This is a genomic window from Thermanaeromonas sp. C210 (assembly GCF_013167955.1).
In the GTDB taxonomy this organism is placed as follows: domain Bacteria; phylum Bacillota; class DSM-521; order Neomoorellales; family Neomoorellaceae; genus UBA12545.
On the sequence record NZ_BLWF01000001.1, the window covers coordinates 481,363 to 504,297 of the forward strand.

The window sequence follows — 22,935 nt, forward strand, 5'->3', positions numbered from 1 at the left end:
GGAATATAAAAATACCTTGGAAAGTAACCAAGTAAAATAATGAGGAGGGAGCCTGGTGCCCCCTCCTTGAGAACCCGGAAAAGACCTATTATTCTAACCCTTGGACGGCTTTTCTCCTTTCTTTTTCTTCTCCTTATCCTCATCCTTCGTCGAATATACACCGGGTCCGCTACCGTAGGGGTCGGGGTACCCGGGATGATAGCCGGGTCCAGGGTAGCCGGGATCTGAACAATCGGGCCCGGGGTAACCGTCCGGACACCCGGGACGCGGATACTTGTCGGGATACCCGGGATGCGGCTGCCACGGATCAGGGTAAGGGGACATTCTAGTGCAGGCACAATAGATATTGTTCCAGAACATGGCCTGCTGTATTTCTTCTTTGGCCAAGTCTAAGATCATCATGTGGACATGGGGATCGGGAGCATACATGGCCAGGTGACAGAGCCAGTAACACTGGCGTACTTCTATATCCCGCGCTTTTTTGACTCCCTCCGACCAATCTCCGTAGGTTGAGATGGCTTCCGTAGCTTCTTGGATGTTTTCCGCCGTTCCATGGTAAGAGGGGAAATGGTGGTAGAGCATTCTTAGTTGTTCTACGCCTTCCTTCTCCCGGCGTGCCAGATGTTCTATAGTCTTGCGCAAGCACTCACTAGGAGCTCCTTTAGCCAGCTCATGGTATAGGGGTATCTCTGCCTCCTCCGTCCGCACCAGCTTATCCAAAATCCTGCGCGGGTTATAGTACATTTTATCATCCATCATGCCGTCTATAATCCACTTCAGAGTGGCCTCTTCCATAATGATACCTCCTTGGGAGAAAGTGCTAATACTATATATGAAGAAGGAGGTGCCCTAGTTACAAATTTCGTAGACAAACCCGGCCCTAGGAGCGGCGAGAAACTTCCCGAAACCGGCCGCCCCTGGTGAATGACTCCACACTGTCGGGGCTGTCAAGCGTCAATGAAAATGTCAGGTAAAATTCGTCTGTGATTCTGTCAGAGTAGAAGTGGTATAATTAGGCCTGCGGGGTTTCCATGGCTTACGCCATGGATGGTCTTTAGCGGGCCTACGGACCAAAGTAGAGCCTGCCTTTTCACCGATTTGGGGAGTAAGGGCAGGCTCAGTATTACTCCGTGTTTTAGAGGAAGTTGTGAACTCCAAGGGCTCTAACGAGTATATATTTCCCTTCCATCCCACATACAAGCGACCATCAGGCAGTTTATGGACCTCTACCAGAGAACGTACAGGGATAATAGGCGCACCTTTAGGAGTTAACACCTTATAAGTCTTGCACTCGAAGCGGATGGTATAGCCGGGGTTCAATATCCGGTATTCCTTCCAGCAGAAGATATGTTCCAGGCGCAAGTGGGGAGGGATGGGGCGGAAAGCTGAAACCGGGTTAGCAGGTGGTACAGCAAACTTTTTGTTATAGCGCTCGATAAAGTTTTTAAGGACGGCATTAGCCTCTTCCAGGGTAGAAGCGCCAGCCAGGCGGAGTTCAATGACGAGCCTTTCCTGGAGGGTTTGGAAGGAGCGTTCGATGCGGCCTTTAGCCTGAGGGGAATGGGCGGGGATGTGCTGGAACCCCAGTTCGTTTAAGATACGGCCGATTTGGGTTAAAGAGCGTTGTTGGCCGAGGAGCTGTTGCTCGATACTAGCGGTACTCTCTTCGGTCTTAGGTGAGAAGAAGAGGGTATGGCGGTCGGAGTAGATGGCCAGTGGGATACCCTAGTTAATTACCAGGTCATAGAGGAGACGGCGGTAGCCCTCGAAATCTTCAGAAGGCCGGAAGAGGGCAGAAAGGATCTGGCCGGTAGCATCATCTATAGCTAAAAGCAATACGAGCTTTGGGCCGCGTCCTTCCAGCCAGTCGTGGTGGCTACCGTCTATTTGGACCAGGAGGCCCATTTGAGGTTTACGTTGACGGCTGCGGTGGAGTTTAGGAGGCCGGTGCTTTTTAGGGCTTAAGATACCGGCGGCTTTAAGGATACGAGCGACAGAAGAAGGGCTTAAAGAGATACCTTCATGCTCATAAAGCAACTCACTAAGGAAAGTGTAATTGCACCCCCTATACTTAGTTTGAGCGAGATGGACCACCTGCTGGCGGGTACCTTCTGGGATAGTGTGGGCTGGCTTACGTCCGCGGTTTCCGTGGGCCAAGGAAGCGGGCCCGTGCTCTCGCAACCTGGCCTTGAGCCTATAGACGTGCCGTTCACTTAGGCCTAGAAGTAAGGCCGCATAACTAGTGGTAATTAACCCTCTCAGAGTTTGTTCTAAGACTTGGATGCGATTTAGTTCCGTCTGTGACAAAGTAATCCTCTCCCTGCTCATACTGACATTTTCACTGATGGATTTCACCCTGACAATATCACAGACGGATCACATCCACACTGTCGGGGCTTGACGGGGAAGGGGGGATAGGTTAGACTAATAATTAGATAGCTATCTAAATAAGGTGAATTCCATGGGCTTAAACGATATTTTCCGCGCTTTGGGGGATCCTACACGGAGGGAAATAATGCGCCTCTTGGGGCAAAAGGACATGACGGCGGGGGAAATTGCGGATCATTTTAGGCTTACCAAGGCCACCATATCCCACCACCTCGGCGTGCTCAAGGACGCGGGGCTGGTCTTAAGCGAACGCCGGGGCCAATACATGGTGTATTCCTTGAACGCCACCGTTTTTCAGCATCTTCTGGCCTGGCTGCTGGAGCTGACCGGCAGGGACCAGGAAGGCGGCAACAGAGCCCCAAAACAGAGTGGAAGGGAGGTTCCCTTTGATGGATAATTACCGGTTGGACAGAAGGCTCCTGGCCCAGGAATGGCCGGCCATCCTCGTTTTATTAATGATGCTGGTAGGCGCCCTGGTGATTTACCCCTATCTCCCCGAAAGGGTGCCCGTTCACTGGAACGCGGTCGGCGAAGTGGATAACTACGGCTCGCGGGCCTTCGGCGCCTTCATGTTTCCCCTTATGACGGTAGGGCTGTACGTTTTGATGCTGGTCTTGCCTCTGGTGGATCCCCGTCGGGAAAATTACTCCAAATTTATGGGAGCGTACCGGGTTATCCGTTTGGGCTTCGTAATTTTTATGGCCGTCCTTTACGGTCTGATCCTCACGGCTTCCATGGGTTATTACGTGCCCATGGACCGGGTTATGCCCGCCCTCATGGGCTTCCTCTTCATTCTAATCGGCAATTATTTGCCCCGGATAAGGCATAATTACTTTGTCGGCATACGCACCCCCTGGACCCTGGCCGATGAAGAAGTATGGCGCAGGAGCCATCGTTTTGGAGGTATCGCCTTTGTCCTGGCGGGGGTGATCTCCCTCGGAGTCGCCTTCGTCGCCCGGGGCACGGTGGCCTTTATCGTAGTTATATCAGCCGTTATGCTGGCCGCAGTTTTAAGCGCCGGATATTCCCTGCTTATTTACCGGCAAAAGGGCTGAGGGTGGAGCTGCCGCTCTTGGCAGGGGTCGCCATAACCATGGGCCGGAAGGAATAATGGGTGGCGGAGGATACGCGCTATTCGGCGGCCGATTATCGCGGTCTTCGGACGCACGCCAAGATAAAATGGGATGGCTAAAAAGCCATCCCCACTTCTTTTCCTTATCCAGCTTGGCGTAAAAGGTGGCCGTAGCTGAAATCGTCCCTCATGAGCAGGTGGCGGAAGGGCCGGACATCGGCCTTTTTCTTCATGAGTGCGCCGTAGACCCCTGCCTGGCGGATGTCCCCCACCAGGATTAGGCCCACCAGCACGTCACCCTTCAGCACCAGCTTCTTATAGAGGTTCCGCTCCGGCCGGTAATCCGTCAGTACCTCGTATTCTTCCCCTTCGGGCTGGGTCAACCCCATAGCGATGGCCGGGACCTCCCGGAACTCGACGGCGTTTTGCATACCTATCATGCCGCCATAAACCCTTTTCTGCCCGGCCATGTTATAGGCCGCAATGCGGCCCTGGGCGCAGGCATTGGGCCAGATAGGCGTCAGCCCCCTTCGGCCGGTGATGGAATCTTGGGTTTCGACCACGTCCCCTGCAGCGTAGACGTCGGGAATATTGGTTTCCATATACTCGTTCACCGGAATACCCCGGTTCACCGCTATCCCGCTGCCGCGAAGGAGGTCCACGTTGGGTCGGGTACCGGTGGCGACGATTACCACATCAGCTTTAAGCCGCTCTCCGTCTTCCAGGATGACCCCCTTGCCCGGCCGGCCGAAGAGGCGGCTCCACAATCCGGGATTGACGATTTCGGCAATGCCCCGGCCCAGGATGAACCGGATGCCTTCGGCCTGCATGTCCCGCATAATAATCCCGGCGGCCCGGGCATCCATTTGCTGGGGTAGGATATGGGGCATTTTTTCGACCACGGTAACCTCTAATCCTTGCCCGTAGAGGGCGTAGGCTGCCTCGAGGCCGACGAACCCCCCGCCTATTACCACCACCCTGCGGGCGCCGGCGCACGCCTTTAGAATTCCCTCGGCGTCCGCCAGGTGGCGCAGGCCGAAGACGTTCTGTCCCCCGATGCCCGGCACCGGAGGCATGGAGCTGGAGGCGCCGGTGGCGATTAGGAGTTTGTCGTAAGGGACGACGGTTCCGTCCCCCAGCTTTACTTCCCTGGCCTTCGTGTCCACCGCCAGGGCCCTTCGACCGAAGAGGGTTCGGATGTTATTCTCCTCGTAGAAATTGCGGGGCCGGATGCGCAGGCTTTCCCTATCACGGTATCCGGCCAGGAAGTTCGGCAGGAGACAGCGGGAGTAAGCCGGCAGGTTTTCTTCGGCGATCATTGTAATTTCCCCTGCCGGGTCTAGGGCCCGCAGAGTCTCCGCCGCCCGCACTCCGGCCGCGCTGTTACCGATAATAACGTAGCGCAATCCTTTTCGCCCCTCTCTCTAGGTTTCCGCAGAAAGGGCGGCTGCCGCCTTCTTGGCCCGCTCTCCGGCGAAGGTATCTACCTCAACGAACTGGATGGCATTGTTGGGGCACGCCTCTACACAGGCCGGTATTTCGCGGCCCTGGCAGCGGTCGCACTTGAGGGCCACCTTCTTCGTCGGGTGCTGGGTGATGGCGCCGTAGGGGCAGGCCATGATGCACATCCAGCAACCGACGCAGGTTTGTTCGTTGCCTTCATTGGTTACAATGCCCGTTGCCGGATCCTTCCTCATGGCGCCGGTCATACAGGCGTCCACACAGGCCGGTTCTTCACAATGGCGGCACATGAGGGGTACGGCCTTACCCTTCACCGGCAGCACTTGGATCCGGGAGGGAACCTTTTCGGCCATAGCTCCCACGATGGTCTTGCTTAGAGAATGGGCCGCAGCACAGGCCAGGGTACAGGTGAGGCAGCCGTTGCAGCGTCGGACGTCGATCATGAGTTGCTTCATAATATAGCCGCCTCCTATATACCAAGGGCTTTTCTCTTGGTATTGATGTGCTCCACCATGGCCTTCACGGCTTTGTCGGGATCTTCCTCCACGAGTACCCGGCCGCCCAGGAGTTGCTCGATATCCTGAGTCAAAATCTTGGTCACCAGCTCACTCCCGGTTACCGGCGGTACGGGTCCGATATGGGTGAGGAGCCCAAAGGACACCGCAAAAATGCCGTCGGCCACCGCCTTTTGTTCGAGGTATTCCGGAGCCGAAGCGACTACCGGCAGGCTGCTGGGATCGACCCCCAGGGCATTGGCTATGGCCGTTACCGCTACGCCGATGCGGCCGATGTCCACGCAGGATCCGAAGTTCAACACCGGAGGTATTCCTAAGGTGCGGCAGACGGTCTTTAAGGAGTCCCCGCACAGGTCCACAGCCGCCGGATCCATCAGGCCCTCAATCTCCGCGGCGCTACTCGTGCATCCGGCCGAAATGACCAGTACGTTGTTCCGGAGGAATTCCCGCATGATGGTTAGAGCCTTGAAATCGTGGCCGTTGCGGTTGTTAGTGCACCCCACGACGGCCGCAATACCCCGGACGGCGCCCTGCTTCACCGCGTCGAGGAGAGGATCCAGTTTGCCGCCCAGGGCCTTCAAGATGGTCTCTACGCCGAAACCGGCCACCACCTTGGCCTTGTAGGGCGGAATATAGACATCGCGGCCCCGCTGTTTATATGCCTCGATGGCCATTTTAACCAGCTGGCGCGCCTGCTGGGCGACCTTTTCCGGGTCGTAGTCCACATGGTCTTCCACGCCCTCCATGCGCACGATCCGGTCTACGCTTACCAGCTTGGTGTGGAAGTGGTCGGCGGTAGTTTTGAGGCCCGGCGTGGAGCAGTTCATATCCATCATGACCAGATCTACTGCTCCGGTGGCCACATAGTACTCCTGGGCCAGCCAGTTGCTCAGCTGTCCCGCAAATCCCTGGGCACTGGCGGCCGAGCGCTGCATGAGCTCCTGACCGGTGCACATGGAACCATAAACCTTAATGCCCTTGGCGCCTGCCTCGCGGGCCAGCTTTTGCAGTTCCGGATCCCTGATGGCCTGGAGCACGGCGGTGGCCATCAAGGGGACGTGGCCATGGGCTACGATGTTTACCGTGTCCGGGTCGATAACCCCCAGATCCGCCTCGCTCTGGGTGAGGGCCGGGGTGCCCAAGAGAATATCCTGGACGGTAATGGTTCCCACCAGCCCCATATACCCGGTGGCCAGGGCCAACCGCACGGCGGTCAACAAGAGGTCCACCGGATCGGTATCTATGCTGGTCATGGACTTGGTAAGGGCATCCCGTATTTCCGACAGGACTCCGCCGGGTATTACCCCCAGCTTGCTCCACGCCTCCTTGCGGGAAGCGGGCGCGAAAGCCTCGAGGAGGGCCAGGGGCTCCTCGCTGCCCTTGCGCAACTCTGCCAGTACGGCGTTGGCCAGGGCTATGGCCAGCTCCTTGGCCGGTTTCTTGGCATCCAGACCCAGGGCCGAAGCCACCTCCCGCAACTTCTGCTCGTCGCCGATGGTGAAAGGAGTCTTCCCCTGGGCCGTAGCCTTCAGGGTTTTGGCGAGCTCCTCCAGGTGATGGCTGTAAGCGGCGGCCCCGTGTACGGCCAGACGCAGCAGGTTGCGGGCCACGATAGTATCGGCCGTGGCGCCGCAAATGGCCCGCTCGGCCCGCGAAGTGATCCGGCAGGGCCCGTGGCTGCATAGCTGGCAGCAAATCCCCTGCATACCGAAACCGCACTGGGGCTGTTGAGTTTCCCAGCGGTCGAAAATGGTGGGTATGCCCATGCGCTTAGTCCGCTCGTACATCTCATTAGTGCTTTTATGGGCGGAATAACAGACGGATGACGAAAGGCAGGTGGTGCAAGCGTCCATTAATCTAACCTCCTCGGAATACTTGGATTTAATTCCTTTATAACAATTGCAAGGGAGCATGGCTGTGATCCGTTTCTCCTCTGGCCTGTGATGCTCATCACAGATGGCGAGACCCGCCAGAAAAGGCCCCGGAGGCAGGAAAAATCCTGTGGATGTCGAAGTTACTCCTTTGCCTTGGTATTTGCAGGAGAACGGAGGATTATCTTTGCCTTATTACATCTTTAACGGCCATGACCTAAAGGCCATGCTCATGGGGGCTGCCAACCGGTTGGCCAGCGCCCGGGTCGAAATAGACGCTTTGAACGTATTTCCCGTCCCCGATGGCGATACGGGTACCAACATGTACTTGACTCTTTGGAGCGGAGTAAAAGAAATACAGAGTTTAGATAGCTCTGCCTTAGGAGATATTGCGGATGCTGTGGCCCGCGGATGCCTTTTAGGGGCCAGGGGCAATTCGGGTGTAATTCTGTCCCAGATAATGCGGGGCTTCGCCGACGCCTTGGCGGGTAAGGAGCGGGCGGGCGCCCGCGAGTTGGCCCAGGCCTTTGCTGCCGGTACTCGTTACGCCTATTCCGCGGTGTCGGAACCCGTAGAGGGAACCATCCTCACCGTTTGTCGGGCCATCAGCGAGGCCGTGTCGGAGGCGGCGGCCAAGACGGGGGATCTACCGCGGATAGTAGTTTATTCCTGCCGCCAGGCCCAGCAGGCCCTGGCACGCACGCCTGAACTGCTGCCGGTTCTGCAGGAGGCAGGGGTGGTGGATGCCGGGGGCAAGGGGCTGGTGGTCATCTTGGAGGGAGTTATCCAGGCCTTAAAGGATCTGGCGGTTAAGAAGGATATCCAGCTCTTTGATCTGGCCGTATCCCAGCAGAAGCGGTTTGCGCCCTTAAAGGGCGTTCTGACCCCGGAGATAGAATTTACCTACTGCACCGAATTTGTGCTGGCGGGTTCCAGCATCCCTTTGGAAACCTTAAAGGCCGAACTTGCCCCTTATGGTGACTGCCTGCTGGTGGTGGGAAACCAGAAAACGGCCAAAGTTCACATCCATTCCAACCATCCCGGCTTGGTGCTGGAGTGCGGTCTCAGGTACGGGGCTCTGCATTCGGTGCAGATAAACAATATGGAAGAGCAGTACGCCGAGTGGAGGCTTGCGCCGTCGGAGGAAATACGGCCCATTGGGATTGTAGCCGTAGGCCCGGGAGAGGGGCTCAATGCCATACTAGAAAGTCTGGGAGCCGGCCGGGTAGTGGACGGCGGGCCTACCATGAACCCCAGCGCCCAGGATTTGGCTGCGGCCGTAAACGAGTTGCGGGCGGAGAAGGTTATCATTCTGCCCAATAACAGCAATATCCTTCTGGCTGCCGAGCAGGCCGTACGGCTGGCCAATCGACCCGCACGAGTGGTACCCACGGTAACGGTGCCCCAAGGAGTGGCGGCCCTTATGGCCTTTAACCCTTATGGTGGCCTGGAGGAAAACGCGGTCAAGATGGCTGAGGCTATGCAAAAAGTCCGGACGGGAGAGATAGCCCGGGCGGCCAGGAATTCCCGGGTGAACGGCCAGGCGGTACGCGAGGGAGATTATATGGGGCTGGCCGAGGGCCGGGTAGTTATCTCAGGCCCTGATTTGGCCCCCGTGTTGGAAGGGCTGCTCGAGCATATGGTGAAAGAAGACACGAGCCTGGTGACCCTGTACTTCGGCGGCGGCCTGTCCACCCAGGAGGCCGAGGCCCTACTTGAGCCTTTAAAGGAGCGCTTCCCCGCGGTGGATTTCGAGCTTTATTACGGCGGCCAGCCGCTGTACCAGTTTATCCTTTCGGTAGAGTAAAGGGGTTGGGTTTTCGGCATGGCTAAAATTAGAATTGTTACGGACAGCACTTGCGATCTTCCCCCGGAACTGCTGGAACAGTACGGCATCTTGATGGTGCCCCTGAAGGTTATGTTCGGGGATAAAGTCTACCGGGATGGGGTGGACCTTAGCTCTAAAGAATTCTACGCCAAGCTGCGGAATGCCTCCGACTTGCCCACCACTTCCCAGCCGTCGCCCCAGGAATTTATGGAGGCTTACCGGCCCCTGGTGGAGGAGGGGGCCAGCATTGTTTCCCTTCATATTTCAGGCAGCCTCAGCGGCACCCTCCAATCCGCGCGCCTGGCCAAGACCATGCTAAATTACGACGACCTGGAAATAGTCGACACCCGGTTGGTGAGTACGGCCTTGGGCCTAGCGGTGCTGGCGGCAGCCAGGGCGGCGGCAGCCAACCGCTCTAAGGAAGAGGTCCTGGCGGCCGCCGGGTGGGTCACCGAGCACCTGCAGGCCTACTTCTTGGTGGATACCCTGGAGTACCTCCAGCGCGGAGGTCGCATCGGCAAGGCCCAGGCTTTTTTGGGCAGCCTCCTCAACATCAAGCCTGTCCTCATGCTCAAGGAAGGCATTATCTATCCGTACGAGAAAGTCCGGGGAAAGGCCAGGGCCATGGACCGGTTGGTAGAGATCGTGGCCGAAAAATTTAATTCCATCGACAACCTGTGGTGCGCCATCGTCCACGGCGACGACCCCGAAGGGTTGGAGCAACTTCGGGAAAAAATGCAAAATAATAAGGTTACTTGTAGCTGTATGCTCACCGGAGAAATCGGCTCGGTGGTGGGCACCCATGCCGGCCCGGGATTATTGGGAATTATAGGCTGTCCCGCACCGCGGCTCTAACCCGGCCCTCCTCACCTTTTCTCCTCCGCGACGTTTATTTCCCTTGCCCCCATCAATTCCGGTTAGCAGGTGGGGTTTTTTCCTTCCTTCCGCCGAAGCTTAAAGCTATCCGGCCGCCGACCCCCGGCCTGACCTCCATCCTGTACTTGCCGTTATTTTCCCGAAGGATCAATACCGGCCTTGCAACATCGCATCCCATACCCCTGAGGTCCATCCGAAAACTTGAACTCACTAGTACTACAGCCGGAACAGATCATGGGATAGGCGCTCCGCGCGGCGCAAATCTCCGGGATTTCCCATGATGCAAAATAAGTTTTTTACAAAGCAGGATTTTAGGCGGTGAAATCCAATATCATGGATAGGGTTACAATATGTGGGACACGTAACGACCGAAGGGGGTAGAGATGAAGGAATGAGGCTCACCAGAAGGGGGTTTTTGAAGGGCCTGGGTCTTGGCACTGCAGGCCTCGCTTTGTGGGAAGGAGGGGCGGGAAGGGAGGCCCTGGCGGCCGAGGATGTTTCCTTTAAGAAGGGCCGTGAAGTCCCCACCATCTGCCCGTACTGCGGCGTGGGCTGCGGTATAATCGTCACGGAAAGGGACGGGAAGATCGTACACGTAGAAGGCGATCCCGACCACCCCATAAATCAAGGTGCCCTCTGCCCCAAGGGAATGTCCGTCTCCGACATCAGTTTCGTAGTGGCCGGGAAAAACAACCGGGTACCTAATCCCAGACGCCTTACCAAGGTTTTGTACCGGGCGCCGGGTAGCGATCACTGGGAGGAAAAGGATTGGAATTGGGCGCTGCGGGAGATCGCCCTGCGCATTAAGGCCACTCGCGACGAAACCTTTGAGCTAAAGGACGCCAACGGAGCAACTGTTAACCGTACCCAGGCCATCGCCCATGTGGGTAGCGCTTCTTTGGATAACGAAGAGAATTACCTGATTCACAAGTTCTTGCGGTCCATCGGCGTTATTAATTTGGACCACCATGCGCGGCTTTGACACTCCTCTACCGTGGCCGGTCTGGCCAACACGTTCGGTAGGGGTGTAATGACCAACCACTGGATCGATTACCGCCACTCCGACGTATTCCTGGTAATCGGCGCCAACCCGGCGGAAAACCACCCCATGGCCATGAAGTGGATTGCCCATGCCAAAGAAAACCGGGGCGCTAAACTCATCGTAGTGGATCCCAGATACACCAAAACGGCCGCGGCTGCCGATATTTACTGCCCTATTCGGCCGGGAACCAATATCGCCTTTATAAACGGCATCATAAATTATGTGTTGCAAAATGATTTGTATCATCATGAATATGTAGTAAATTATACCAATGCATCCTACTTGGTGGATCCGGCCTTTAATCTGGAAGAGGGTATTTTTTCGCCCAACAGCACCTGGCAGTACCAGCGGGAGGGGGATCAGATTAAGAAAGATCCGACCCTCCGGGATCCCAATTGCGTCTTCCAGATTTTGAAACGCCACATGGCGCGGTATGACATAGCGACGGTCTGCCGCATAACCGGAGCTCCCGAGGACGTCTACCGCGAGGTATGCCGCACCTTTGCCTCCACCGGCCAACCCGGTAAAGCAGGAAATGTTATTTACGCCATGGGAATCACCCAGTTCACCTGTGGGTCGCAAAATGTGAGGGCGCTGGCCATACTCCAGCTGCTATTGGGGAACATCGGGATTGCCGGCGGGGGGATAAATGCACAGCGTGGCGAGTCCAATGTTCAGGGTTCCACGGATATGGCGATGCTCTTTAACCAGCTTCCCGGTTACCTTAATGCTCCAAGCGCCGATAAACACCCCACCCTTAAAGATTATCTAGAAAAGGAAACTCCCAAATCCGGTTACTGGACCAACAGGCCCAAGTTCTTTATCAGTTTACTTAAGGCATGGTACGGAGATAAAGCACTCCCGGAAAACGATTTCGCCTATGATTATCTGCCTAAACTCGACGGGCAGAACCACTCGCACATGGTGTTCTTCGAGCAGATGCTCCAGGGCAAAATTAAGGGTTTCTTTGCCTGGGGACAAAACCCCGTGGTGGGCGGTCCCAATGCCGCGTTAGAGCGGAAGGCGCTGGAACAACTGGACTGGTTGGTGGTGGTGGACCTTTTTGAAACTGAGACTGCGGCCTTCTGGAAGGCTCCGGGAGTAAATCCAAAGGACATTAAAACAGAAGTATTCCTCCTGCCCGCGGCGGCCTCCTATGAAAAGGAGGGAAGCGTCACCAACAGCGGGCGCTGGATCCAGTGGCGTTACCAGGCCATCCATCCCCCCGGTGACGCTAAGAGCGACCTCTGGATTGTCGACCGGCTCTTTAAGGCTTTACGTCAGGCATATGAGGCAGGGGGCGTTTTCCCCGAACCCATTCTCCACATGAAGTGGAGTTACGATAAGCCCGGTCAGGATGAGCCGGACGTAGAGAAAGTCGCCCTCGAAATCAACGGGTATTCCACCTCCGACGGGAGCCCCGTGGCCAACTTTACCCAGCTGGCCCAGGACGGCTCTACGGCATGTGGATGCTGGATTTACTCGGGCTATTGGTTTGTGGATACCGGGGAATCCGATCCGGCCCTGCGGGTTCCCGCAACCAAGAGGCGGGGTCAGGTGGATAAGGGCGGCATGGGCCTGTATACCAAGTGGAGCTTTGCCTGGCCTTTAAACCGCCGTATCGTCTACAACCGATGCTCTTGCGGTCCCAACGGCCGCCCGTGGGATCCCCAAAGGGTGGTGGTAGCCTGGGACGGCCAAAAATGGGTTAGAAACGACGTTCCAGACTTTGTATGGTCCAGGCCGGATACCAAGGAGGAAGTGCCTCCCCAGGAGTCGGCCCATAACCCCTTCATCATGCTTCCGGAGGGTCAGGCACTGCTCTTTTCCCAGGCCATGAAAGACGGCCCCCTGCCGGAGCATTATGAACCCATAGAGAGCCCGGTGCCCAATTTCGTTTCCCGGCAGCAATCCAATCCACTGGCCTTGAAGCTTCAATCGGAGTTGGGGAGGGTGGCCGCGGTCTCCAGTTCTGAATTCCCGTATATCGCTACCACCCACCGCCTGGTAGAGCATTATCAAAGCGGTGCCATTACCCGTAACAGTCCTTACCTGTGCGAAATAATGCCCGAAATGTTTGTAGAGATTTCACCCAGCCTGGCCCAAAAACTACAAGTACGGAGCGGCGATCGCGTGGTGGTGACGACCGCCAGGGGCGAGATTACCGCCAAAGCGTGTGTAACCCCCATTATCCAGCCCCTGACCATAGGAGGCAAGGTCTACGAAATTATAGGTCTACCGTGGCACTGGGGATACAGCGGTTTGGCCCCAGGGAGTTCGGCTAACGACCTCACGCCCTGTGTGGGAGACCCCAATTCGTCCATCCCCGAATACAAGGCTTTCTTATGCAACGTGCGTAAAGCTTAAGGGGTTCTGGAGGCCCGAGGGCCGGCATGCCCTGCAGGGAGCAACTTAAAACCGGGGGGTGTATGAGGATTTGAGCTATGGAATGTTAATCGATTTAACCCTGTGCATCGGCTGTAAAGGATGCCAGATAGCCTGTAAACAGTGGAATGATCTTCCGGCGGAAAAAACCACATTTAACGCGGATTGGAGTAATCCTCCCGAGCTGACTGCCCGGACGTGGAAGCGCGTCGGCCACCATTTAGTGCAGAAGGGGGACAAATTAGTTTGGCGCTTTGTCCCCCAGGCCTGCATGCATTGTAACGAAGCGGCTTGCGAAGCGGCCTGTTTTGTGCACGCCTTTTATAAAACGCCGGAAGGTCCGGTGCTGTATAAGGAAAATCTCTGCGTGGGCTGCCGTTACTGCATGGTGGCCTGTCCCTTCGGGATACCGAAGTTCGAATGGGATGAGACCTTTCCCCTGGTACGAAAATGCCGCATGTGCTATGAGAGGATAGCCGATGGACAGCAGCCGGCCTGCGCTTCTGCCTGCCCTACAGGGGCAACTCTATTCGGCCGCCGGGACGAACTTCTGGCGGAAGCTCGTAACCGAATTAATACCAACCCCGGCAAGTATGTGCCCCACATATACGGGGAGAAGGAGGCCGGCGGTACTTCGGTGTTGTACCTTTCCGATGTCCCCTTCCATGAATTGGGCTTTAAAACGGTGGAGAAGGGAGAGATACCGGCCGAACCCATACCTTCTTTCTCCGACCGCATAGTTCGCTGGACCCTGCCTGTCGCGGCCACCTGGACGGCCGTCCTGGGTGGGCTTTACTGGTATACTAAACGCCGGTCGGAGGTAGAAGAAAGCTTCAAGCGGCAGAATAGCCCGCAGGACAACGGGGAGGGTAGCTAAAATGACCAAGGGATGGAGCTTCAGGATAACCCCTTACCGGGTAGCCCTGATGGCGTTGGCGGCCGGGGCTTTAGCCATTATTCTCCTTCGCCTGGCCAAGGGATTGGGGGCTACCACCAATCTAAACGATCACTGGCCCTGGGGCCTATGGATAACCATAGACGTGTTCGTCGGAGTGGCCCTGGCCGGTGGTGGCTTCACGACCGCCTTTCTGGTGCACATTCTGCACCGTAGTGAATATAAACCTATAGCCCGGGCGGCTTTATTGACTTCCCTGATCGGTTACTTGCTTGTACTGGCCGGCCTATTCCTGGATGTGGGCCGGTGGTACAATGCCTGGCGGCCCTTTTTCTTCTGGGGATATCACTCCGTACTATTTGAAGTCTTCTGGTGTGTATCCCTTTACACCTTGGTGCAACTTTTGGAGTTCGGCGAAGTGGCCTTTGAGCGGATTCGCGTTCCATCGTTAAAAACGCGTTTGGAAAAACTGTTACCCTTCTTGTATATCCTGGGTATAGTGTTACCGACCCTGCATCAATCTTCCCTGGGAGGCCTGTGGGTGGTGACCGCCGGTCGACTGCACCCCCTGTGGTGGTCCATGGCCCTTCCTATTTTCTTCCTGCTCTCGGCAGCTTTTGTAGGCCCGGCTATGGTGACTATAGAGTCCTACTTGAGCGCCAGGGCCTACAATCGGGAGCCTGAATTTGACGTGTTGGAAAGTTTAAGCCGGATAGGCCGGTGGCTGCTGTTAGGATATCTCCTCCTTAAGAGTATTGACCTCAGCTACCGGGGACAATGGGGAGCTCTCCTGGAAGGGTCCCTGGAAAGTCATCTTTTCATGGTAGAAATGGTGGGCGGTGTGCTGGTACCCCTCATCATGTATTTTACACCTTCCATCAGGAAAACCTCCTTCGGGTTGGTCGCGGCTTCCGCCCTGGTGGTGGCCGGTGTAGTATTGAATAGGATAAATGTTTCTATCACCGGCATGCTGAGGGCTAATGGAGGAAGTTATTTCCCCTCCTGGATGGAACTGCTGGTCACCTTGGGCCTAATTTCTTTAGGCGTATTGGTATACTGTTTTGTCGTAGAAAATTTTGCCATCCTTACGGCCCGGGAGAAGGGTACAGAAGAAACGGCTGTTCCTACTCCGGAAGCAAGGCTTGAAAGCCTGGTGTCTACCCAAGGGAGTTGAAATATGATCGGGGAGAAGCTCTATAATCTACTAGCATGCAATCCGCTGCCGCCGCAGGCCTTAAGACATACAGCCCTTACTCCGGCGCACCTAGAACAGTGGCAAAAGGGTGTCCCTATTATACATCTCAACACGCCGGAAATAGACCTCCATATATTGGTAAACGTAGCCTATAAAGTTGGCGAGGCCTTGAAGGAAAATACTGCTGACCAAGGGCACCTCGACCGGGTGCTAGAGGTTATATCTAGCGAAAGGGAGACGGTGGTATCCGCTCTGTTACAGCAGAATTACGATGAGCTGTACAGCCTGGCTCAAAAACATCAATTGCCCGGGGAGGAGCTCTTCACTATCTTAGCCGAAACCTTGAGGCCCTTTGCCCGTCTTTACGCGCAGGCAATAGGTTCTTCATTAGATTTGAACCATTGGATGTACGGTTACTGTCCGGTCTGCGGCGGTGAGCCCTACCTGGCATGTCTGACAGATACAGGGAAACGCCATCTCTTTTGCAGCCTTTGTGGTTTTGAGTGGCCCTATAAACGCCTGGGTTGCCCTTACTGTGGGAATACCGATCCCCATAAGATAAGCTTCCTGGAGGTCCGGGGCGGTGCTTACCGCCTCTATATGTGCGAGGCCTGTAAGGGCTACCTTAAAGCGGTAGATGAGCGCAAGGCCGGGGACAAAGTGGAGGATCCTCACCGGGTGTATGTATCCACCCGATTTCTTGACGCCTTGGCCCTGAACCAGGGATATGGAACCTGAACCATGCCATAGCTAATATAGTCTGTGTCTGAGTTATCCCCACTTTTTACGGGAGAGGCCTGTCTTGGCTTGAAAGCGAGCGACTAAACCCGAGCGGCTGCCAAAGTTCACGAATATGATAAGCGGAGGCGGACCCGAGGCCAGGACGGCCGAGGCCGGCAACTGAGACAGGATGTCGAATTTGCCGGGAAATCCGCCTTAAGCTCTGAGACTGAGTGAAGGGGTAGTTTGGCCCGCGAGGGTTTCCGGAAGCGAGCGAAAGCCAAGGCAGGGCCTAGCCTCGAGAGTGGGGATACGCCAGAGTCTGTGTGGGGCTGCTAACTTGGGAGTGAGAAATCCCCTATGCTGCAAGAACAAACGTACAAGGAATGGGCGATAACGGCTTCCCAAGAGGGGAACCTCGTCAGAAAAAAAGAAGCGGTTACTGTAGAATTTCCTCTAAGATTGCAAGTAAACGGCCGGCTGCTGGTAAATCTCCTTTGCACCCCTTCCCACTTAGAAGACCTGGTAGTAGGCTTCTTATACAGCGAAGGACTGATCGCCGATGGAGGGGATATACTGGACCTTAAAATATACGACAGCACGGCGGAAGTAAAGGTGCGGGGAGAGACTGTGGCGCCGGAGGGCTGGGTCCCCTGGATCGCTACCGGCTGTGGACAGAACGTCGTCTGGTCAGGTCCCTCCAGGGGCAAGTGCCCGTGGGAGATAAAAATCAGCTCTCAATTGCGGGTTTCCCACCAGGGGGTCACCCGGCTCATCCAGATGCTGCAGCGCTCTTCTGTTCTCTATCAAAAAACGCGGGGCGTACATGCGGCCGCTCTGGCTACGCCGGAGGAAATATTTATCTTTAGGGAGGACATAGGACGGCATAATGCGGTGGACAAAATAATCGGTCGTGTCCTAAGGGATGGTTTAGACGTTGAGGATAAACTATTGCTGACCACCGGCCGCATGTCTTCGGAGGTAGTGATAAAAGCGGCCCGGCTCGGGGTACCGCTGGTCGTGTCACGGTCGGTCCCCTCTGATTACGCCATATGGTTAGCTGAAAATTTCGAGATAACCCTGGTCGGGTTTGTGCGGGGAAGTAATTTTAAGATATATACCCACAATAGGCGCATCGTATAGACCAAATTTCTCTTCCAACAAATACCGGGTTATACCCGGTATTTTTTTAAAGGACAGGCCGGTTTGATAGTTTGGCCACATATGTATATCTTGGGGTGGTCCATAGGGAAACAGAAAACGTTTCGACGTCGTAACGGTTCATATAGGCTTTTGGCAAACCGAATTTATATTGATAATGTTTTTTAAGTCGCCATGATGACAGACCCATTTAATGTTATATAATAAGATACAGCGTTTGCGATGAGCCATTGCTAGGTGTATAAGTCTGATAACAGGAATACGAGGAAGTACTATGGAGAATAAAAACGATAATAGTAAGGGCTGGGAAAAAGGGTTTCTAACTATTGCCGGTGGACAAACTATATCCCTTATCGGCAGCAGTGCGGTACAATTCTCCCTTATATGGTGGTTGGCCAGCGAAACAGCATCTCCATTGATGATGTCCTTGGCAGGCCTGTTTGCATTTTTACCCCAGTTTCTACTTGGCCCTTTTGCAGGTGTTTGGATCGACCGGTTGAGCCGAAAGACAGTAATCATTTGTGCTGACAGACCTGTTTATCGGCTTGATTGCTACTATTTTTGCAATATCATTCTTTATCTGGACCCCTCCTTACTGGTCGGCCTGTGTAGTGCTCGGTGTTCGTGCTATTGGCAGTGTTTTTCACATGCCGGCAATTCAAGCCGTGGTGCCCATGCTTGTTCCCCAAGAAGAGCTTGTCCGTGCCAACGGCTGGAGCCAATTCCTGCAGTCGGGCGCCTTCATAGTGGGCCCCATCCTCGGTGCTGCCATGTATGCGGCGTTGCCCCTGCCCATTATTCTGCTTTCCGATCTGGTTGGTTCTGTTGTTGCGAGCATTTCCGTCGCTGTCGTAAAAATACCGGAAATTAAACATGGAAAGCAAACCCGCCGGGATTTTATTGGTGAAATCAAGGAGGGAATTGCCGTATATTTGAGCGACAAAAAGCTTAGCATCGTCACACTGTTTATGGCTGTCAGCATGGTCTTTTTCATGCCGTTAGCCTCATTTTATCCTCTAATGACAAGCGATTATTTTAAAGCTACCGCCTGGCATGCCAGCTTGGCGTGGTCCATATGGGGCTTATTGTATTAGGCGTGATATCGTTTTTTTGTGGAATACTTCCGCAAACCATGGCGGGATTCTGGATATTTGGGGCATTGTGCCTGGCAATGGGGGCAAGTGTCAACCTGTATAACATACCCTATGTTGCCTATTTGCAGGAAAACATACCCAGAGAGGCGCAGGGCCGTGCATTCTCGTTCATGGGCAGTCTGATGTCGATCACTATGCCAATTGGTCTATTGATTGCGGGGCCAGTGGCCGAGCGTTACGGCGTTCCTCTTTGGTTCCTTGTTGCGGGAATAGTAATGATAATTATAATGGGATTAAGTGCGGTTGTAACATTACTCCAACGATAACCGTGCCTATCTTCTATGACCCCACACCTCCCTTTCCGGTCACCCTAGGGCTCATATCTTTGGCGTATTGATATACTGTTTTGCCGTAGAAAATTTTGCCATCCTTACAGCCCGGAAAAAAGTACACCCATTAAAGGCCTCTTTAGCTGTTTTACGGGCGTGGTTTAACCGCTAGAACCCGTAAGAGCGGCCCTCGCATGTAGATGTTGGGTTTATGCTCAAGGGTCCCTTCGATGACCACCTCCTGTCCCACATACCCCTCTAACGCGGCGGCCACCTCGGGGCTGGCCGGGATGACTACGAGGATGCCGTAGTCCTCCGTCTCTAGCTCCAGGTGGCGGCCTTCTACCAAGCTTTCCACCAGCCGGCCGGCAAAGGACCGCCCTTCGGCCTCCCCCGTCGGAGGCAAGGGATAAATGCTTACGTTAGGCGGGTAGTAGCTGCCGTAGTAGCCGGAGGAGCCGGTTATGTTGCGAACCAGTTCTTCCGGCCACCCGCCGGTTAAAGGTTGTCGGTAGAGGGAACCGGCGGTGGAGCCTTTAAGCCGCAGGAAATAGAGCTCCAGGCCGTCTAGAGATGAAGAGGGATACCAATCGGCTTCGTCGGGCAGACCGTCGGTCAGGGGGGCTGCCTTTCCGTCCCCCGTTGCCCGCCAAATGCGTCGGTAGCTCATCCCAGCTTCTGGATATCCCTTATCCCCGACGGTAGCGGCGGTGCCCCGGCAGAAAAGGAGGTCTTCTTGAGGCCCGGGCAGCCAAGTGGGCTGGCTGTCCACCGTACCGGGCTGTCCGTAGGAGGTAATATCACCCTCCGGCAGGGTTACTACCAGCAGGCGCTTATTGTACGTGGCCTGCCGGCCGCTTCCCTCGATAAAGGCCAATTTGTTGCCGTCCGGGGACCAGGCCGACCACCGGCGGTAGGGCAGGCCGATGCCCAGGTTCAGAGGCTTCTGCGGATTCTCGACGTCCAGAACCTCCAGGGGCACACCGTCGGCGGAGAGGGAGGCGGCATTATAGCGGAGATAATAGGCCAGGTAGCGGCCGTTGGGGGACCACTTGAGGCCCACGGGGTGGCTGAAGTAAACCTCGCCTATCGGGTTGCCGGTTCCCATTCCCTTTATCAGGTTGGTACGCTCTCCCCTAAGGTTCAGGCGGTCGATCCTCCAGGGCTCTTCTGCCGTGCGCCTAAAGGAAATGGCTAAGCTCTGACCGTCAGGTGCCCAGGCCCAATCTTCTATCGGGAGGCCCTGGTCAAGGAGAGGCTTTACCTGTACGCCTTCCTCGGCTACGGTCGCCAGCTTAAGGTTGCAATCGGGAATGTAATCAAGGCCGGGATCCTGGGTGCTGTAGGCCAAGATATTGTCCCTAGGAGACCACTGGGGCTCCCCTATGACCGGCCGCGGGTCTACTTGAACAGCGCTGCTGCCGTCGTACTTCACTACCCAAAGATAAGGCTTGCTCTCCCCGGGCTCTGGCGTCTCCCGCTGCAGGTAGGCCAACCACAGGCCGTCAGGAGACCAGCCCAGGATCTGGACGGAGCCCCCCTTCGTCACCTGGACCGGTTGGGCACCGGCCTGGCTGCCGTCCAGAAGCCAGAGGTTGTTGTTGGCCGTGAAGGCCACCCGGGCCGGGAAAGCTTCCCGGTACACCCTTTCCGGCGGGGCGACCAGAGTTGCGGTCTGGGTCCTGTCATCCCAGTTCACCGCCAGCCCCAGGACCTGGGTTAAGAAGCGCAGGGGCACCATGGCCCGGCCGTTCTTCAATATGGCGGGCGAAGGCAAAGTAACCTTCTCTCCATCCACTATAGCCTCGCTGCTCCCTATCTGGAAACCAACGGTAGCCTGCGAAGAAGTGACCAGTACCCTTTGCGTCTTCTCGTCCCAGCTCACCTCCGCCCCCAAGGCCCGACCGAGATCCCGGACGGGAACAAGGAAATGGCCGTCCCGGGAAAAAGATGGGGATATCTCCCAGCTAAGCTCCCGGTCGCCCAAGAAAACCCGAACCTCCCCTTCTAAGACGGCCTCCCCCGGTTTCTCGATGGAGAAAGGTGCCGCCGGCGCCGCCGCTGCCACGGCTAAGAATATTAAAGCCGACCCCAAGGCTGCTAACCCCTTCTTAACCACCGCACCCACTCCCGTTAATTTCTTAAGGAAGTATTCTCCGGAAGTACCTCTAAATCCTTTTATAAATTATTAACTTATCCCTCTAGAGAAACACCGCATAGCTCACCAGCCCCGGGACCGCAAAAAGACGCTCCGGCTGGCCCCGTTGAAGGGGTACCCGGTAGACCCCGGTAGCAGACAGAGAACCTTCGGGTGGAAAGCGATCCAGTTATAATGGTCCTGGTCGCCACCGTTTCGGGATCACGAATACCAACTCCTTAACTAAGCTACTTGCCTTGCTTGCCGCCTTACTCTAGTCAGCCGGGACAGGAGGGCTTGCGCCATCGCCCTTACAGGGCTACGGTATCGGGCCTCTCGTAAATAATTGTTCGACATCGACCTTAGAGTCCCTGCAAATATTTTCCGGTATTAACAAATAGATGCCAAAGAGAGATTGGTACAGCCCCTAAAGGTTCCGGACAGCACAGTCTTCTATAACCGAACCACCTTTCTCATCAAAGTGCAGATAGGAAGGAATTTATGAAGGAATGTAGAATTGTTATCACAAAGAATAACAGCGTTGTCTATTGGACAACAAGATTTAAGGTACACTTTTTGCTTAGGGTGGTGGGGCATGCGGGAAGGTATTCAATCGGTGCAGCGGGCGCTGTATATTTTGGAGCGCTTGGCGGTATCAGAACACGGTGCCGGTGCTTCGGAAATAGCCAGGGAGCTGGGGGTTAACCGCAGCACGGTGTTCAGGTTAATGGAAACGCTGATGCAGGAAGGCTATGTGAGGCAGGATCCGAGGAGCAAACGTTACTACCTCACCATGAAGGTTTTTTCCCTGGGCAGTAAGCTCCTCGATCAAATGGACATCCGTACTTCGGCGCGTGAAGTGCTGGAGGACCTGCAGAGACAAACAGGACATACCGTCCATCTCGGCCTGCGCGACTTAAACGAGGTAGTATACATTGATAAGATTTCCGGCACCAATCCCATCCAGATGTACTCGATGATAGGCAGGCGGGCGCCCCTTTACTGCACGGGAGTAGGCAAGGCCATCCTGGCTTTTCTTAAGGATGCAGAAATCCAAGCCCTCTTAAAGGAGGTAAGATTGACCAGATTTACCCCCAACACCATCACCGATCCCGGGGAACTATGGGAAGAGATAAAGCGCATTCGCAGCCGGGGTTATGCTTTGGATATGGAAGAGCATGAACTCGGCATACGTTGTGTAGCCGCCCCTATTTTTGATTATACCCATGAGGTCATAGGTAGCATCAGCGTGGCTGCAGTAGCTATTACCTTGGGGGAGAGGAATATTGAAGACTACGCCGGATTGGTTCTAGAGGCCGCCCAAAGGGTGAGTGAAAGGTTGGGTGCTGGCCCGGACGTTGGTACCATTCGAAGGTGAGATACTTCCTTAAAGGACCCCCCTCACACCTACCAACAGTGTGGCCCCGGTAAGGTAAGGACCCGGACCTGTTATTTCCAGGTATCTGGCCCTTGGGAGTGGAGACAATAAGGAATAACCATTTGGCGTGCCAGAACAGCCGGAACCCCAAGGGAGGGATACATTTGCCCGAAAAAACGAGCGGTCCGAGGGAAAAGCGCCTTTCACCTGAGATATGGAGAGAATACCAAAGGGAGCAGTGGATAGACGCGGGCGGTCAGAACCCCGACGATTTCGAAACCGGTGCCACGGGTCGCCGTTCTAGCCGTGACAAGGAGTCCCCCTAATAGACGGTTGAAGCCTTCTCTGGTATCACGAAAGTAGAACGGCTTTAAGGCTTTCTTTTCCGCCTTTTGCATTGCTTGTTCGCCTCCTGGTATCTGGGGTTTTGCTCTTCAATTCTTTGCTACCAGGAGGCTTTCTTTTTGACAACGGCTACCCCCAGCCTTCGAGGCTGCCGAAATGGAGAACGAAACACAACGCTCAGCCTTCCGGGGTGTTCGGGTGAAGAGGCTATCAGGTTTTTTCCTAGGGCAGGACTTGCGAGGA

At 55.4% G+C, this 22,935-nt stretch carries 17 protein-coding genes and 2 pseudogenes; 13 read left to right on the forward strand and 6 right to left on the reverse strand.

The window, feature by feature from the left end:
* Nucleotides 1-93 precede the first annotated feature (93 nt).
* Complete coding sequence (locus tag TAMC210_RS02300; protein WP_173297181.1) at nucleotides 94-795, reverse strand: hypothetical protein; 702 nt, start codon at nucleotides 793-795, stop codon at nucleotides 94-96.
* An 897-nt stretch (nucleotides 796-1,692) separates the two neighbouring features.
* Here TAMC210_RS02300 and TAMC210_RS13435 point away from each other — a divergent pair.
* Entirely contained in the window at nucleotides 1,693-1,830 is a 138-nt protein-coding gene (locus TAMC210_RS13435; RefSeq protein WP_254388468.1) for a hypothetical protein, read from the forward strand.
* Between the two features lie 162 nt (nucleotides 1,831-1,992).
* On the opposite strand, the pseudogene TAMC210_RS13840 reads toward TAMC210_RS13435, so the two are convergent.
* Nucleotides 1,993-2,328: pseudogene (locus tag TAMC210_RS13840) on the reverse strand (helix-turn-helix domain-containing protein); the annotation flags it as partial.
* A gap of 187 nt (nucleotides 2,329-2,515) precedes the next feature.
* Here TAMC210_RS13840 and TAMC210_RS02310 point away from each other — a divergent pair.
* A complete protein-coding gene (locus tag TAMC210_RS02310; RefSeq protein WP_254388469.1) occupies nucleotides 2,516-2,785 on the forward strand; it encodes a metalloregulator ArsR/SmtB family transcription factor in 270 nt (89 codons plus the stop codon).
* Nucleotides 2,778-3,443, forward strand: a complete 666-nt coding sequence (locus TAMC210_RS02315; RefSeq protein WP_173297183.1) for an SdpI family protein — start codon at nucleotides 2,778-2,780, stop codon at nucleotides 3,441-3,443. Before TAMC210_RS02310 ends, TAMC210_RS02315 begins: the two co-directional genes overlap by 8 nt.
* A gap of 160 nt (nucleotides 3,444-3,603) precedes the next feature.
* Here the strand turns inward: TAMC210_RS02315 and TAMC210_RS02320 are convergent, their stop codons facing one another.
* The 3 genes from TAMC210_RS02320 to cooS are packed head-to-tail and all read right to left on the reverse strand — an operon-like array spanning nucleotide 3,604 to nucleotide 7,289.
* Nucleotides 3,604-4,866, reverse strand: coding sequence for an NAD(P)/FAD-dependent oxidoreductase (locus TAMC210_RS02320; RefSeq protein ID WP_173297184.1), 1,263 nt, complete (start codon nucleotides 4,864-4,866; stop codon nucleotides 3,604-3,606).
* A gap of 18 nt (nucleotides 4,867-4,884) precedes the next feature.
* Nucleotides 4,885-5,376 carry a 4Fe-4S dicluster domain-containing protein gene (locus TAMC210_RS02325; RefSeq protein WP_173297185.1) on the reverse strand — a complete coding sequence of 164 codons (492 nt, stop codon included), beginning with the start codon at nucleotides 5,374-5,376 and terminating at the stop codon, nucleotides 4,885-4,887.
* Nucleotides 5,377-5,390: 14 nt separating this feature from the next.
* Nucleotides 5,391-7,289 (reverse strand): anaerobic carbon-monoxide dehydrogenase catalytic subunit, encoded by a 1,899-nt coding sequence (gene cooS, locus TAMC210_RS02330; protein ID WP_173297186.1) that lies wholly within the window; start codon nucleotides 7,287-7,289, stop codon nucleotides 5,391-5,393.
* A 148-nt stretch (nucleotides 7,290-7,437) separates the two neighbouring features.
* Here cooS and TAMC210_RS02335 point away from each other — a divergent pair, with 148 nt between their 5' ends.
* The 8 genes and pseudogenes from TAMC210_RS02335 to TAMC210_RS13845 all read left to right on the forward strand — a co-directional run bounded on the left by TAMC210_RS02335 (nucleotide 7,438) and on the right by TAMC210_RS13845 (nucleotide 18,829).
* Complete coding sequence (locus TAMC210_RS02335) at nucleotides 7,438-9,114, forward strand: DAK2 domain-containing protein (protein WP_217267220.1); 1,677 nt, start codon at nucleotides 7,438-7,440, stop codon at nucleotides 9,112-9,114.
* A gap of 18 nt (nucleotides 9,115-9,132) precedes the next feature.
* Entirely contained in the window at nucleotides 9,133-9,990 is an 858-nt protein-coding gene (locus TAMC210_RS02340; protein ID WP_173297188.1) for a DegV family protein, read from the forward strand.
* A gap of 412 nt (nucleotides 9,991-10,402) precedes the next feature.
* Entirely contained in the window at nucleotides 10,403-13,420 is a 3,018-nt protein-coding gene (fdnG, locus tag TAMC210_RS02345; RefSeq protein ID WP_173297189.1) for a formate dehydrogenase-N subunit alpha, read from the forward strand.
* A gap of 70 nt (nucleotides 13,421-13,490) precedes the next feature.
* Complete coding sequence (locus tag TAMC210_RS02350) at nucleotides 13,491-14,315, forward strand: 4Fe-4S dicluster domain-containing protein (protein WP_173297190.1); 825 nt, start codon at nucleotides 13,491-13,493, stop codon at nucleotides 14,313-14,315.
* 1 nt (nucleotide 14,316) lies between these two features.
* Nucleotides 14,317-15,507: an NrfD/PsrC family molybdoenzyme membrane anchor subunit gene (gene nrfD / locus TAMC210_RS02355; protein WP_173297191.1), complete on the forward strand. Its 1,191-nt coding sequence runs from the start codon at nucleotides 14,317-14,319 to the stop codon at nucleotides 15,505-15,507.
* Between the two features lie 3 nt (nucleotides 15,508-15,510).
* Nucleotides 15,511-16,266, forward strand: a complete 756-nt coding sequence (locus tag TAMC210_RS02360; protein WP_173297192.1) for a formate dehydrogenase accessory protein FdhE — start codon at nucleotides 15,511-15,513, stop codon at nucleotides 16,264-16,266.
* Nucleotides 16,267-16,608: 342 nt separating this feature from the next.
* The gene (gene fdhD, locus TAMC210_RS02365) at nucleotides 16,609-17,391 is read left to right on the forward strand and encodes a formate dehydrogenase accessory sulfurtransferase FdhD (RefSeq protein WP_173297193.1); all 783 of its coding nucleotides are present in this window, start codon (nucleotides 16,609-16,611) and stop codon (nucleotides 17,389-17,391) included.
* 292 nt (nucleotides 17,392-17,683) lie between these two features.
* Nucleotides 17,684-18,829, forward strand: a pseudogene (locus TAMC210_RS13845) (MFS transporter).
* 151 nt (nucleotides 18,830-18,980) lie between these two features.
* Here the strand turns inward: TAMC210_RS13845 and TAMC210_RS02375 are convergent.
* Nucleotides 18,981-20,951, reverse strand: a complete 1,971-nt coding sequence (locus tag TAMC210_RS02375) for a stalk domain-containing protein (protein ID WP_173297194.1) — start codon at nucleotides 20,949-20,951, stop codon at nucleotides 18,981-18,983.
* 613 nt (nucleotides 20,952-21,564) lie between these two features.
* On the opposite strand from TAMC210_RS02375, the gene TAMC210_RS02380 reads away from it, so the two are divergent.
* Both TAMC210_RS02380 and TAMC210_RS02385 read left to right on the forward strand, forming a co-directional pair.
* Nucleotides 21,565-22,347, forward strand: coding sequence for an IclR family transcriptional regulator (locus tag TAMC210_RS02380; protein ID WP_173297195.1), 783 nt, complete (start codon nucleotides 21,565-21,567; stop codon nucleotides 22,345-22,347).
* Nucleotides 22,348-22,511: 164 nt separating this feature from the next.
* The gene (locus TAMC210_RS02385) at nucleotides 22,512-22,673 is read left to right on the forward strand and encodes a hypothetical protein (protein WP_173297196.1); all 162 of its coding nucleotides are present in this window, start codon (nucleotides 22,512-22,514) and stop codon (nucleotides 22,671-22,673) included.
* Nucleotides 22,674-22,935 lie beyond the last annotated feature (262 nt).

Excerpts from the sequence above, each read along its gene's own strand:
- TAMC210_RS13435 (WP_254388468.1), top strand. The coding sequence starts at position 1,693 with ATGGCGGTCGGAGTAGATGGCCAGTGGGATACCCTAGTTAATTACCAG.
- TAMC210_RS02380 (WP_173297195.1), top strand. The coding sequence starts at position 21,565 with ATGCGGGAAGGTATTCAATCGGTGCAGCGGGCGCTGTATATTTTGGAG.
- TAMC210_RS02300 (WP_173297181.1), bottom strand. The coding sequence starts at position 795 with ATGGAAGAGGCCACTCTGAAGTGGATTATAGACGGCATGATGGATGAT.
- nrfD (WP_173297191.1), top strand. The coding sequence starts at position 14,317 with ATGACCAAGGGATGGAGCTTCAGGATAACCCCTTACCGGGTAGCCCTG.
- TAMC210_RS02340 (WP_173297188.1), top strand. The coding sequence starts at position 9,133 with ATGGCTAAAATTAGAATTGTTACGGACAGCACTTGCGATCTTCCCCCG.
- TAMC210_RS02315 (WP_173297183.1), top strand. The coding sequence starts at position 2,778 with ATGGATAATTACCGGTTGGACAGAAGGCTCCTGGCCCAGGAATGGCCG.
- TAMC210_RS02360 (WP_173297192.1), top strand. The coding sequence starts at position 15,511 with ATGATCGGGGAGAAGCTCTATAATCTACTAGCATGCAATCCGCTGCCG.
- fdhD (WP_173297193.1), top strand. The coding sequence starts at position 16,609 with ATGCTGCAAGAACAAACGTACAAGGAATGGGCGATAACGGCTTCCCAA.
- TAMC210_RS02325 (WP_173297185.1), bottom strand. The coding sequence starts at position 5,376 with ATGAAGCAACTCATGATCGACGTCCGACGCTGCAACGGCTGCCTCACC.
- TAMC210_RS02310 (WP_254388469.1), top strand. The coding sequence starts at position 2,516 with ATGCGCCTCTTGGGGCAAAAGGACATGACGGCGGGGGAAATTGCGGAT.
- cooS (WP_173297186.1), bottom strand. The coding sequence starts at position 7,289 with ATGGACGCTTGCACCACCTGCCTTTCGTCATCCGTCTGTTATTCCGCC.